General features: G+C 44.2%; 17 protein-coding genes. 1 reads left to right on the top strand and 16 read right to left on the bottom strand.

Annotated elements, in window-relative coordinates; translation table 11 throughout:
- Positions 1-32 precede the first annotated feature (32 nt).
- From PF479_RS06215 to PF479_RS06140, 16 genes are all read right to left on the bottom strand, one after another.
- Complete coding sequence (locus PF479_RS06215; RefSeq protein WP_298003637.1) at positions 33-2,072, bottom strand: hypothetical protein; 2,040 nt, start codon at positions 2,070-2,072, stop codon at positions 33-35.
- On the bottom strand, positions 2,059-2,709 hold the full coding sequence (locus tag PF479_RS06210; protein ID WP_298003634.1) for a tetratricopeptide repeat protein: 651 nt from the start codon (positions 2,707-2,709) through the stop codon (positions 2,059-2,061). The genes PF479_RS06215 and PF479_RS06210 overlap by 14 nt, the downstream gene beginning before the upstream one ends.
- Before the next feature lie 20 nt (positions 2,710-2,729).
- A complete protein-coding gene (gene surE, locus PF479_RS06205; RefSeq protein WP_298003631.1) occupies positions 2,730-3,479 on the bottom strand; it encodes a 5'/3'-nucleotidase SurE in 750 nt (249 codons plus the stop codon).
- Positions 3,480-3,485: 6 nt separating this feature from the next.
- Positions 3,486-4,640 carry a galactokinase gene (gene galK / locus PF479_RS06200; protein ID WP_298003628.1) on the bottom strand — a complete coding sequence of 385 codons (1,155 nt, stop codon included), beginning with the start codon at positions 4,638-4,640 and terminating at the stop codon, positions 3,486-3,488.
- Between the two features lie 166 nt (positions 4,641-4,806).
- Positions 4,807-5,016 carry a 50S ribosomal protein L31 gene (gene rpmE / locus PF479_RS06195; RefSeq protein WP_298003626.1) on the bottom strand — a complete coding sequence of 70 codons (210 nt, stop codon included), beginning with the start codon at positions 5,014-5,016 and terminating at the stop codon, positions 4,807-4,809.
- Positions 5,017-5,064: 48 nt separating this feature from the next.
- Positions 5,065-7,086, bottom strand: a complete 2,022-nt coding sequence (gene rho / locus PF479_RS06190; RefSeq protein ID WP_367277208.1) for a transcription termination factor Rho — start codon at positions 7,084-7,086, stop codon at positions 5,065-5,067.
- A gap of 151 nt (positions 7,087-7,237) precedes the next feature.
- Complete coding sequence (locus PF479_RS06185) at positions 7,238-7,747, bottom strand: CinA family protein (protein ID WP_298003623.1); 510 nt, start codon at positions 7,745-7,747, stop codon at positions 7,238-7,240.
- Positions 7,737-8,144: a polymer-forming cytoskeletal protein gene (locus PF479_RS06180; RefSeq protein ID WP_298003620.1), complete on the bottom strand. Its 408-nt coding sequence runs from the start codon at positions 8,142-8,144 to the stop codon at positions 7,737-7,739. The genes PF479_RS06185 and PF479_RS06180 overlap by 11 nt, the downstream gene beginning before the upstream one ends.
- 7 nt (positions 8,145-8,151) lie before the next feature.
- Positions 8,152-8,373, bottom strand: coding sequence for a hypothetical protein (locus PF479_RS06175; RefSeq protein ID WP_298003617.1), 222 nt, complete (start codon positions 8,371-8,373; stop codon positions 8,152-8,154).
- Between the two features lie 246 nt (positions 8,374-8,619).
- Complete coding sequence (locus PF479_RS06170) at positions 8,620-8,922, bottom strand: HU family DNA-binding protein (RefSeq protein ID WP_149484748.1); 303 nt, start codon at positions 8,920-8,922, stop codon at positions 8,620-8,622.
- Between the two features lie 33 nt (positions 8,923-8,955).
- The gene (gene rpsT, locus PF479_RS06165; protein ID WP_298003610.1) at positions 8,956-9,222 is read right to left on the bottom strand and encodes a 30S ribosomal protein S20; all 267 of its coding nucleotides are present in this window, start codon (positions 9,220-9,222) and stop codon (positions 8,956-8,958) included.
- 99 nt (positions 9,223-9,321) lie between these two features.
- Positions 9,322-9,501, bottom strand: coding sequence for a hypothetical protein (locus PF479_RS06160; protein WP_298003607.1), 180 nt, complete (start codon positions 9,499-9,501; stop codon positions 9,322-9,324).
- A gap of 151 nt (positions 9,502-9,652) precedes the next feature.
- Positions 9,653-10,552, bottom strand: coding sequence for a regulatory iron-sulfur-containing complex subunit RicT (locus PF479_RS06155; protein WP_298003604.1), 900 nt, complete (start codon positions 10,550-10,552; stop codon positions 9,653-9,655).
- 39 nt (positions 10,553-10,591) lie between these two features.
- Positions 10,592-11,092 carry a YaaR family protein gene (locus PF479_RS06150; RefSeq protein ID WP_298003602.1) on the bottom strand — a complete coding sequence of 167 codons (501 nt, stop codon included), beginning with the start codon at positions 11,090-11,092 and terminating at the stop codon, positions 10,592-10,594.
- Positions 11,092-11,538, bottom strand: coding sequence for a polymer-forming cytoskeletal protein (locus PF479_RS06145; RefSeq protein ID WP_298003598.1), 447 nt, complete (start codon positions 11,536-11,538; stop codon positions 11,092-11,094). The genes PF479_RS06150 and PF479_RS06145 overlap by 1 nt, the downstream gene beginning before the upstream one ends.
- Before the next feature lie 125 nt (positions 11,539-11,663).
- Complete coding sequence (locus tag PF479_RS06140) at positions 11,664-12,689, bottom strand: M23 family metallopeptidase (RefSeq protein WP_298003594.1); 1,026 nt, start codon at positions 12,687-12,689, stop codon at positions 11,664-11,666.
- A gap of 452 nt (positions 12,690-13,141) precedes the next feature.
- Here PF479_RS06140 and PF479_RS06135 point away from each other — a divergent pair.
- Positions 13,142-13,440, top strand: a 299-nt coding sequence (locus PF479_RS06135) for a TatD family hydrolase (RefSeq protein WP_298003592.1), incomplete at its 3' end; no start/stop codon positions are given.

Below are 13,440 nucleotides of genomic sequence, written 5' to 3'. Positions count from 1 at the left end.
TTTTTATCCGCTGCCGATTTTATCAGAGACGATCAATATTCCAGAGGAGCATAAAAACCCATCTCATCTCTGCCGCTCTTTTTCACAAAATTGACTTCCAGCGATAGAGGGATATAGGCTCTTCCAAAATCAGAATAGGCCAGAGAATCATATGTCAACGTATAAAAACCGTTCACATCACTCCGGACCTGCTCCAGTAAAGGAAGGATACCCCTGGGCTGAAAGAGATACTGACTTGTTCCGCCGGTTTCCCGGGCGATATAGTCCAGTTCTTCATTCCGCAGCTCCGCATCCAGGTAGACAGGAAAGAAGGAAATACCGTTATTCTTCATGTATTGCGCCATATCCTGCAGTCCATACTGGATAAAAGTATCCCTATGAATATTCCCGTCTGTCAGGAAAACCATGGCCTTCCTCTTTCGACCGGGCAGCAGGTAGGAAGCACCTAGCCTCAATCCGGAAGCCACATCACTAGTAGGGCTCCATCCATCCATCATGCGCACCAGAGCATCCAAAGTATTATCTCCGGGCTCGGCAAGCAGCTGGGGTGCATCCATGGCCCCGATCAGATAGCGATCATCACCGGGATTCAAGTGGCGGAACAACTCCCGAACACCGTCTCTCATGATCTCATCGCTGCTTTGAAGACGGCTGCTTTTATCAACCACCACAGCCAGACTCAGGTCACGATTATTGTAACCCGTATAGCTTATCTCAAAATTTTCTACATTCCGATCTTTTTCTCTGATAAAAAAATTCAATTTATCCAGTCCGACAACGGGTTTCCCCCAACGGTCTTCCACCGTAAAATCCACATGAACCTGGGGGTATTCATCCGTAACAATCCGGTTGATTCTAAGGAACAGACCGGCATAGAGAGTAGAGACATCAGTCATGACCGAAACAGAATTATTATCAAAATCGGCGGAGATTATATTACCATTCTCATCCTGGCAGATACTGAGGATTCTCTTCCCCTTGCCTCCCAGGTCAGAAGAGACAGAAAGGACATCATTCTCCAGATTATAAACCATGATCCGTCCGGCATCGGCAATAAGCAGGGAACTGTCAGAAGTAAACAACAGCCCTTCGGGAGACTTCAGACCATCTCTGATCAGAGGCTTGAGATAGTTTCCGCTTTTATCAAAGACTTCAATCCTTCCGTTCTTGGAATCAGCAACATAAACACTATTGTTACGCAGGGCAATCCCGCTGGGACCACTTAAACCGGAATAGTCCGTACGGCGTTCACCAAAACTCAGGATGAACTCACCCTCTAGATTAAATTTGCTGATTCTCCTGTTGCCCCATTCAGATACATAGATATATCCATCCTCGGAAACAGCCATATACTGTGGTCCTAAAAGTTCTCCAGGTGCCGTCCCTTTGGAACCGATAGTCTGGATTCTAAAACCCTCGGGATTGCAGACCGAGAGCTGATCCGCACCGTATTCGGATATAATCAATTTGTTTTCAGGAAGAAAGGCAATGTCCCAGGGTCTGTCGAAGCCCAGCAGCCCCCCGGCCAGAACATGGTGTATCCGTCCGGTGGTTGTGATTCTGATGAGATTGCCATTCAGGTAAGAAAGAAGATAAAAGCTTCCGTCCCTCTGAGGCGAAGCCGCAACAGAGACAGGTCGGTCGTAGTAGTTGATGCCTGCCTGTTCCCTTGGAATTTCAAACAGTTCTACGAGTTGGCCGCTGGACTTCAGCTCTCTGGCCAACCCCCTCCGGTCGGTTATGATTTCAACAAAACTGAGCAAGGTTGATCCGGCCTTCCCTCCGGAGATAAGATTTTCCCATTCGTTAAGGGCGGCTTCTTCAAATCCGGATTGATAATAACTCCGTCCCAGCCAGAAACGTGTCAAATCATTACCCGCATCCAATGCCAGTGATTTTTCGAGGGATAGGATGGCCTTATTAAAGAGACCCTGATGAAAGGAGATGACTCCCCAGCGCAACTCTTCCGCCGCCCTGATTGCCACTGAATCAGAAACCCGGTTCTGTTGAGCCGGTAAGAGGGAAGAGAGAAAAAGAAAAATAAGGGGCAAAGCCTTCTTAAAATTTATCATACTGATCTATCATATTCAGATGCTCCCTGCAAACTGATTTATCAGCACCGGCATCCAAGGCTCTTTCCGCATAGTTGCGGGCCTCTTTCAATTTTCCGGTCCTGAAAAGTGCCCAAGCCAAAGAATCCAGATAATTCCCATTATCCGGCTGGAAAGACAATGCCAGATGGCAGTACTCGACGGCTTTTTCTGGATTGATCCCCTCATCAGCCATGATATATCCCATGGAATTCAAGGTATTTGCATTATCAGGGTCCATTTCAAGAGAGCGGGAAAGAAAATCGATGCTCTCCTCCACTTTCTTCTGACTCCAGAGGGCATAACCCAAAGATGTGAAGATCTGGCAGGATTCAAAGCCGTCTTCCAGAACCTTCTTCAACTGTTTCTCGGCACTCTTAAAATCTCTGGTAATGTTATAGACATAACTGAGTACCATACGGCACTGAAAGACTCTGATAAGGGAGATGTCCCTTTCCGTGGCTTTTTCCAGATAGAAAACTGCTGCACTGAACTCCTCCAGACGGGTATAACAAAGTCCCATCAAATAAGCCAGTTCGGGGTCATCTACCGGATCAATATCTTCAGACAAAAGAGCATCAAGAGCTTCCTGGTACAGACCATTATTGTATAAATTCAAACCGTCTTCCCGAAAAGTCATCAGCAGACTGACCCGGCTTTTTCATTAACCGACCCGATATGGGGTACGATGGATGGGGACAGAGAGATCGCTGAGATGGACACAAAACCGGAATGCACAGCCAGAGCATCCGATCCTTCCTCCTCTTCAGATTGAATCAGACACCCCTTAAGGAAACAGAATGTTCCTTTCTCTCTGGGAGGCTGAAACTGGACAATCTCGTCCCGGTAGATCCGTTTGGCGGGCCAGCACCATTTCATTTCACTATTCTCAACCATCTTATCGGGAAAGTTCATATTCAAAAAACAACTGTCTTCCCAAAGGGATACCAGATTTTCAAGCCGGTAGAGTAAAAATTCGGAAATAGAGTCAAAATCGAAGGGAGGTTCAAACTGATTTAAAGACAAGGCTATGGAGGGAATATTTTTAAGAGCCCCCTGCCTGGCAGCCGCAGCCGTTCCGGAATAAAGTATATCCGTCCCCATATTGGGACCGATATTGATGCCCGAGAGAATGACATCAAAGTCTTCCTCCAGGTACCCCGCCAGCCCATAGACAACACAGTCAACGGGTGTCCCCGAACAGCGATACAAGTGATGTCCCAGCTTTTCAATTTTCACAGGATTCCTGAGGGTAATGGAATGAGAGTATCCGCTGCGGTCTCCATCGGGAGCCATGACCCAGACATCGTGTTTCCGGGACAATACATCCCTGAGGCTTAATATGCCGGGACTCTCAATCCCATCATCATTTGTGATTAATATTTTCATGAAATTTTACTCTTTATCCTGTAATGCTTTCAGACCTGATACGGGAGTGCAGATAAAATAATCCGCCTTGAAGCCGAATATCCTGTCATATTCTTCAAGATGCTCATCGTATAATGGAATATTATTACCATTTATCAGGTTGATTGTACAACCGCCAAAGCCATTTCCCACCATGCGGGAGCCCATGACTCCATTGGTTTCAAAGGCCCTTTTCACAAGCCAGTCCAGTTCTGGACAGGAAATTTCGAGCAAATCACGGAGACTCTCATGGGAGCGGTACATCAACTTTCCCGCCAGGATCAGATCATTGTGCTCCAGAGCTGCCTTCAACTCTCTCACCCTCAGATTTTCTTCAATTATATGGATAGAACGCCTTCTGAGATGCTCGGGGAGAAGGTCCAGTTCAACTCTTATGTCCTGTATCGTCATATCTCTGAGAGTGATATGACGGCCATGGCTGTTTAACAGCTTCTTACATTCATCAAAATCCTTTCTCAGATCATCAGCCTCGCCGTACCCGATTCCATTAGGAACATTGGAATCTGTCACCAGGAGTATGATGGGCTTGAAATCCATGTTAATGGTCAGGATGTCCATGGTTTTTGTATCTATGAGTAAGGCCTGATCTTCCTTGGCAAAATAGGAAACAGCACAGGCTGCCAGACCGGGATCTTTCTGCATGAATTTCAATTCAGATAAGCGGGCAGATTCTACAAGCTGAATATCAGAAATTTCAAAGTCATAGAGTTTTTTAAGAGCCGATACCAGAGCCAGTGTCAAAGAGGATGAGGAACCCAGCCCTACCTGCTCCGGGATCTCACTGTTGATGGTGATATCCAGTCCTTTAACCGGACATCCAAGCTGAAGCATCACGGCTATGGCACCCTTAACATAATTGGCCCAGCGGTCCTCTCTTTTGTATTTCAGACCGGATAAGGAGGACTTTTTTCTTTCATTATAAGTTACGGAGTAAACCCTTAGTGAATTGTCATCCCGTTCAGAGATGGATACTTCAATAAATTTGTTTACGGCCACGGCAAGGACGAGTCCTTCAAAGTACTCCGTATGTTCCCCCATAAGATTAAGCTTTCCAGGAACCCGAACGATAACATCCGGTTCTTTTCCGTAAATATTCTTATGAAGGGTATGCAAATCTTCCATGTTTAGCCTTAAATTCTGATGTTAAAAACCCACTTTTATATTACGTCATGTTCACCAATAATTCAATAAAAAAACCCTGGACCGAAAATTAAGCCCCTATATAAGGGCAACAAAAAACCACTCCCTGAAGGGAGTGGTCATTTTTTGTCATTAAACTGAAGTAATTTCAGTCTTTGCTTTTGATTCCGTATTTCTTGTTGAATCTTTCAACACGACCTGCAGTATCTACCAATTTCTGTTTACCAGTGTAAAAGGGGTGACAGGAGCTGCAAATTTCAACTTCCATATCCCCATGGGTAGAACGGGTTTGAATGACATTTCCACAAGCGCACTTAACAGTAGCATCCACATACTTGGGATGAATTCCTTCTTTCATAACTATTTATCCTCCGTCGGTTCTCCGTTTCAAAGAACCTGAAACTTCCTATGCCGAATTCATCGACTTCAGGAACGCCTCATTATTCTTGGTTTTCCTCATTTTGTCAACAATCATTTCAGTGCATTCCATATCATCCATGGGATTCATGACCTTTCGGAGCAACCACATCTTGTTCAGTTCTTCACTGCTCAAGAGCAAGTCCTCTTTCCTTGTCCCGGATTTTTTAATATTTATCGCCGGAAAGACTCTCTTATCAGCCAGCCGTCTATCCAGAACCAGTTCCATATTACCAGTACCCTTGAATTCCTCAAAAATAACTTCATCCATGCGGCTCCCGGTTTCGATCAGAGCGGTGGCAACAATAGTCAGGCTGCCTCCATGTTCAATATTACGGGCGGCTCCAAAGAACCTTTTTGGTCTATGAAGTGCATTGGAATCCACACCACCGGAAAGGATTTTCCCCGAAGTGGGAACGGTCTGATTGTAGGCTCTTGCCAGACGGGTAATTGAGTCCAGCAGGATGACAACATCCTTTTTATGCTCTACAAGACGCCTGGCTTTCTCTAGAACCATTTCTGCAACCTGAACATGCCTGCTGGCCTGTTCATCGAATGTTGAAGCAATGACTTCACCCTGAACACTGCGCTTCATGTCGGTCACTTCTTCAGGACGTTCGTCGATCAGAAGTACGATAAGTTGTACACTCGGATGATTTTCAGTGATGGCATTGGCTATTTTCTGTAAAATAACAGTTTTTCCCGAACGGGGAGGAGAAACGATAAGCCCTCGTTGACCCATCCCGATAGGACAGAACAAGTTGATCATTCTGGTAGATGGATCAGCAATATTTGTTTCCATATTCAATCGCTGTGTCGGATAAAGGGGAGTCAGATTCTCAAAGGAGACTCTGGTTTGAGCCACACTTGGTTCATCAAAGTTGACATGAACCACACGGAGCATGGCAAAAAAGCGTTCTCCCTCTTTGGGTGAACGGATCTGGCCGTATACGGTATCCCCGGTTTTCAGATTAAACAGTCTTATCTGGGAAGGAGAGATATAAATATCATCACTTCCGGGAAGATATGAGTTCTGTGGGGAACGGAGAAATCCATAACCGTCGGGTAATATTTCCAGAGAACCATAAGCAAAAATAACACCATTATTCTCAATATGAGCCTTAAGAATTGAAAAAATGATTTCCTGCTTTTTAAGACTGATCATGTCCTCACGGCCTAAATTCAGATCCTCAGCATAAGCCCTGAGGTCCGGCATGGTCATGATAGACAAATCATTGATGGTGATCCGGGGTTGATCAGGAGTGGGAAGCGGATGGTTTCGCGCCTGTCGGTTTAAATCCCGGTTAGAATTCTGATCCCGTCTATTTTTTCCGCTTTTTCTTTTATTAAATGAGTTGTTTCGTTGAGTTGATGAGTCTGATCGAGAGGAGTCTGATCGAGATGAGTCTGATCGAGAGGAATCTGATCGAGAGGAATCTGATCGAGATGAGTCTGATCGAGATGCGTCTGATCTGGATGCGTCTGATCTGGATGCGTCTGATCGAGAGGAATCTGCCCTGGAGCTGTGATTTTCCTGTTTACCTGCTTTATGTACAGGCTCTGAACCAGCCCCATCGGCCGGGACAGTTTCTGTCGATTCAGGCTTTGCTTCAACTGTTTCACCCATATCACTAGTGACAGTGACGGTCCCTGTTACAGAACCGGAGTCATTCGTTGTACCGGCCACAACGGAGCCTACTGTTTCTTTTATGCTTTTTTTACGCCGGACTTTTTTTGCGGGAGGGGTTGCTACCTCTTCGGATTCCTGTACAGATTCAGGGGATTCAGCAGCCGGTTCCACAATAGGCTCTTTCTTTTTGACAATCGTTCTTTTTTTGACGGCAGCCTTTTTAACTGTTATTGTTTTTTCTTTTACTTCACCGACCGACTCTTTTGAATCCGTCTCTTGCGCTGCACCACTTCTCAGATCCAGTTCTTTCTGACCCTCAGTAGGGTCGGATTCAATTGAACCGACCTGAGGATCGTCCAGATTCTTCCGGATTATCGCCATAAATTCTCCAAAAATAATGTTGATTTAAAAATTATATATGTCAACTTATTCAAAATTCTTCTTTGTAATAAGTTTAAAAGTGAAGATTTAGACTTGCTATTAGGGAATGATTCCCGGAAATCAGGAAATCATTTATGAAACAAATATATTATCAGCTCTGTTCACTGTCAAGAGAGGAATCATTCAAAATAATTTTTTTACAGATTCTTAATGCATTTTCAACAGTGCTCCAGCGGATTTGTGACCGGCTCCCACTGAATTGAAACAACTCTGAATACATTTTTCCATTTTTCAGTGACACAGCGATCCAGACTGTCCCCACAGGTTTATCAGGGCTGCCGCCTCCGGGTCCGGCAATTCCAGACACCGCGACAGCCAGACCGGCGTCACTCATAGCCAGGGCACCCGTCACCATGGCTTCGGCAACCTCTCGGGAAACCGCCCCTTTCTTTGCTATCAAAGATTCTGATACAGATAAGGCCCTGATCTTGGCCGCATTGGCATATGTGACAAAACCGCCCCAGACAATATCTGAGCTACCGGGAATGTCTGTTAATGACGCACAAATAAGTCCGCCCGTACAGGATTCAGCAGTAACGAGGGTAATTTTTTGTTTTCTACAGAGATCAAGAAGAGTCGATCCGGGAAGATCAGAGCTCATTATGGTCCTGTTTCAGCTGGTCTACGGGAACAGAAAACACATCCACCGATTCAGGATCACTGATCATATCGCACTTGCCTTCGAACTTGACCCCGTCGGCAATTTTCAGCTTTGCTGTCCTGATATTGCCGATAACCTGTCCGGTGGAGAGCATTTCCAGTTTTTCTGAAGCCTCAATATCTCCATAGACAATCCCGCCGACAACGATAGAACCGACCTGAATGTCTGCTCTTACTTCTGCTCCCTCTTCGATATATAGAAATCCCTCAGATTCGATGCGGCCTTCATATTTACCGTCTATCTTGAGAGGTTTACTAAATTTCATTGTCCCCTTGAACACCGTTTCACTACCAAGAATGGTCGAAATGGATTCAATATCCTTCAATGATGCTGTCATATTATTCCTATTTAGTGGTCATGATAAAAACGCCATCCCACTCGGGAGGTGGTGGATTTTCCAGATACATTTTACATCTGGCATAATATACTTTTGAGGGTCCGTCTTCCTGGTCCAGCTTAAGAGCTTCAGCGAATTTACTCATGGCTTCCGCAAATGCTCTGGACTTATACAATAACCGGCCTTCATCAAACAGACTCAGCACTTCTCTTTTTGTCTCAGAGATCATACTTTCCCTCCGAAGGGCTCATCCCCTGTCCTTATTGTCCACCTTCTGGCAGGGATTGTCAATCTTCCCCTTCACCAGGGCATAAAGTCGCGGATACATATTCAAAAGTATAAAAAAAAAGAATGCCCGGAGGCATTCTTTATACACGGTCAAACCGCTGATAATTTGTAAAAACACCTTAACCAAAAATGGACAAGGTGAGGTGTAACTCTGTCAGAGCGAATCTATCAATAGACCCCGAACCCCTTATTTACGCAGGGACCAAGCTAGTTTCTTCAGTTCTTTACCAGGTCTAAAAACAGTAACACCGTGACTTTCTACAGGCACAATCTCACCGGTTTTTGGATTTCTGGCTTTCTCCCGACCTTTTCTGGTCCGGATTTCAAAGGTTCCGAAACCTCTCAACTCTACGACTCTGTCATCTTCAAGAGCCTCTTTCACTTCTTCAAAAAAAGAATCAATCACATTGTGAATATCTTTTCTGCTGATAGATGAATTGTCATAAATGTGCTCAATTATCTCAGCTTTTGTTAGCTTTTCTTCTGACATATCTCTTCTCTAAAAAAATTAGGATTTGATTTTTTACGAAGCCATTGTGGCAAGCGTGTTATGAAGTCTTGACTTCTTTCTTGCAGCCATATTCTTGTGATACAAACCCTTACCAGTAGCCGTATCGATAAGTTTAACAAACTTTTCGTAGGCTTCCTCTGCTTTAGGCTTGTCTTTGGCTGTTACAGCCGCTTCAAAAGTTCTGATACTCGTTCTTACAGTACTTCTGATAGTACGATTGTGTCCTCTAGCTTTGAGATTCTGACGATGTCTCTTAGCTGCATCTAGTGAATTAGGCACTTCTACTACCTCCCATGGTTTTTAAGTGTCGTTAACAGATAACCTTTCACACTCCCGGGTTGATTCCCAAGATATGCTCTACTCTGTTAACCTTTTTGATTACGCTAAATCGAAATCGCTTGGTCTTCTTTCCTGACGTTTGCATTTTTCACATTCAGCAACATGTTTCATCCGTCCATTTTGAAAAATAGACTTCATTTTAACTTCGCCGCCGTCTTCTGAATGGACAAACTTATGTGTACCAGACCCGATACGGGCATTCTTACTAACTCCTGCCATAATTTGACTCCTATAACACTTTCGCTGCTTTTACAAAGCTGCTATCGTTCATGATAATAAAAGCACTAAACCTGCACCCTTACTTCCATTACTTAATTCATTAGCAGATGGATATTAACAGAGATCCAGAGAGACTGTCAACAAGAGTAGCCTAAATTTCCAAAGGATTTATTTCCCAGGTCCGGGATTCCTTATTATATGAAATTTCCTCTGTGCCGATGTCCAGCGTTCGACTGTCTGAACCAAACAGCCTGAGCCGCTTGGAAAAGATATTAACCTCAATAACCTTAAAACTTATTCCGTCCCAATTAATGCGGGTACCTTCATTGGGGAGTTTTCGCTTTTCTTCCTGGTAATAATCATACTCATAGGACAGGCAGCAGAGCAGTCTGCCGCAGGGTCCTGATATTTTCATTGAGTTAAGGGAAAGGCTCTGCTCTTTTGCCATTTTGATTGAGACAGGACTTAAATGATCAGTAAGACTGTGACAGCAGTACTCCCGACCGCAGACCCCCAATCCTCCCAGTACCCGGGACTCATCACGGACTCCAATTTGCCGGAGTTCTATGCGCATCTTGAATATAGCGACAAGATCCTTCACCAGTTCCCGGAAATCAATCCTGTTTTCCGCGGTGAAAAAGAACATAACCTTTGGTTCGTCCAGCAGGTAGTGTGCCGAAACCAGGGACATATCGAGTTTATGCATATCAATTTTGTCGCGGCAGATCTTAAAGGTATCAGTTTCTTTCACCTTAAAGGATTCGGCTTTCTTCAGATCTTCTTCACTGGCCCTTCTGACGACCTCCCGAAGATCTCCTTTCCGGACATGTTTCAGATCAGTCACAGATCCCAGGACCTTGACCATATCATTTCCGTAACGGGTCTTGACAATGATCATCTCTCCAGGAGCCAGAGACTCCCCTTCAAAGGGAATGCAGACTTCGGTTTCACTGGAATGAATAATTTTAGTCATGTACAGACCGTCCGGGTATTGGTTGAGATCCACGGATACCCCGGCCTTGTTCGGTTCTTTATTTTTTTCCGATCCCATCGGTTATCTCCTGTTATCCATAGCTGCCCGATATCGACCTTAGCGTGTAAGGTCTACAAGGATACCATAAATTTCATCAATTTTTTTTAGAATATTCAATTGCTCTTTCTGACTCCGCAGCACGGCAGCACCCAGTTTCTCAAGTTTCTCATCCACTATTGAGATCAAAGTATACTGCTTGCGGGACATGGTTTTCGGATTCAATCGCCCGTCCACCTGATAGGCTTCCAGACTCCGTGTCACCACATATTTATAGAATTTCTTGACAGCTTCACGATACTTATGAAGAGTTCCCAGGGTTCCATCCTGCTTCAACTCCTCTCCCAGCTTGTAAACATCATCTAAAAGATCCTCTGCTTTTTCAAGGCCCGAAAGCCCTTCAGCCAAAGAACCAGGATGAACCACTTGGGAATCATCAACTTCTCCGAGGCGGCTCTTAAAGTGGACATCAGAGGTCTTTTTTTTGCTGACTTTCTTTTTATCCGGACTATTTCCGGATGCGGGGACCAGAGTACTTCCAACTATCCCCAGTTTGTCCATCAGCGGCTCTCCACGGTTTCCGGAGAATTGACGGCTTCAGTATGCCAGTCGACTGAATAGCTGCTGCCAACGACAGGGACGGCGGCGTCTTTGCTGTTATCAGCTTCTCCCTTGATTATACAGCTGCCGTGAAGAAGAACACCTTCCTCAACAATCAGCTTACAGGCCTGAATATTACCAACAACCATTCCGGTTGCCAGAATAACAACTTTTCCTGAGGAAAAAATATTGCCATGAACGACACCGCCGACGACGGCCGTACCGGCAACAATATTACACTCGGCCCGACCGGTTTTACCGATTAAGACTTTACCGCTAGTATTGATACTCCCTGAAAAATCGCCATCAATTCTAAGAAGGCCATTTAAAACCAGCTCTCCGCTGAATTTTGTTCCCTCTCCAATAATGGAATTTATAAAGGAATGGTTTTTTATATAATCGCTCATTTTTCAGCCCTTATATTACAAATTCTAAAATAGTCTAACCCGATTCCGAAAAAAACGAAATAGTCCTGCCTGAGAATTATTGACGACTTTTTGCAGAAGTGTGCAATGCCGGAATGATTTGAATACTACTTGTATTTTTGAAGATTGCGTGTGACTCGGTTAAAAATATCATGATTGTCTGTCATATTGATATACTTGACAGGGTCTACAACCTGAGAGCCGATACGGACTTCATAATGAAGGTGCGGTCCTGTAGATAAACCTGTGTTTCCCATGGTTCCCAGAACATCTCCCTGGGAAATATCCTGCCCCGGCCTTACATAGGTTCGCTGGAGATGAGCATATTTTGTATAGAAACCATATTTATGTCTGATGACAACAAAATTACCATAACCTTCATCAAAATCCACTTCCAGAACCTTACCGTTTGCCGTTGAAATAATGGGAACACCATATCCATAGGCCATGTCTACACCCTTATGAAGATACCACTGCCCGGAAAAAGGATGAATGGATGGTCCGAAAACAGCTGTCACATAACCCTGCACCCCTTTTAAAGGCCACATTGTGGGTATATCGGAGAGGAGGCTTTTTTGAGAGTTCAGAATTTGGCCTATCTCATCAAGAGAAGTAACAGACTGATCCAGGGCTGTTTTCAGCTTCTGAATTTCCAGTGTTTCACTGAGAGATCCATTTTCAGCTGATTCTACATTAAAGAATGAAGTCAGATCACCGTTTCTATTGGCAGCAGCATCTCTTCCTGCCGATTCGATCCCCAGAGTATTCAGGGTTCCCGACAGGGTCTTTTGAAATGTTTCGGTAGAACTTATCAGCTGATTGACCTCATCCCTGAGGACTTCCAGACTGGCTTCTGAATGTTCCAGATCACGGGATCGGGAAGCCAGCAGGTCATTTGTACCGGAGAAATCGGCGGTTAGCCATACAAAAGTAACAACAAGAGAAATAAGGAGTATGCTTATAAAGCTGAGTGCCAGAAGGGATATCTGAAAATTAAAGACCCTCTTCTCCGAATGGGGTATCAGCATGATTGTTAATTTTTGCCTGCCCACCCGGCCTAAACGTCCAAGTAAACCGGAATTGCGTTTTGATGAGGGATATCCGGACGTTCTTTTCACTCTTTTGCCAGCCACTTGTGCTCCTTGAGGCTTATTCAACTACATTATCGACAAATCTACACTAATCCTAAAGGAATAGACAAGGCTGAAAAGCCCTTTTGTGGGGATCAGATATGACCTATTCACTTATTTTTTTTATTATACTCCCGAATTCGGGGTTTAACAAGAATGGTAATTCAACTAAAGGAGAATTCATGTTCTCATTTAATAATGTTGTATTTTACCTTTTATAAGATTTTTATATCATATCCACGATGAATGTCCATGCAACAAAATCTTGTTTTTTCATATTTTCCTTGTTTTTGTTCCCATATTGGGCTAATAATATCTATATAGCAGGGTTCTCAATTCATCCTATAAGCCCTGAGGAGATCTACGTCATTGGTTGACTTGTCCAAACAGGATATGTTAAACATTCCGCAGATTTTAATTCCAAACATCCTATTTTAATTATAAGCGGTAATAACATGCAGTATTTTGATACTCACGCCCACATCGGGTTAATTCATGAAGATCCGTTCGAGCAATTGATTATAACTCAGGAAGCCAGACAGGATAATGTCTCCTATATCATGAGCATCTGTAACAACCTGTACGATTTTTTTGACCTTTACAACAACCTGTTGTCTGCTTCCAATGTGGTTTTTGCAATTGGAGTCTCACCTTCAGAAGTCCAGAATCCCGGTCCTGACTGGGAACAGAAGATTTCAGAAGGACTCAACCTGGACAAGGTTGTCGCCCTGGGCGAGACTGGTCTGGACTATTA

The organism is Oceanispirochaeta sp., assembly GCF_027859075.1.
GTDB lineage: Bacteria > Spirochaetota > Spirochaetia > DSM-2461 > DSM-2461 > Oceanispirochaeta.
This window is presented reverse-complemented; position numbering and strand designations above follow the sequence as displayed.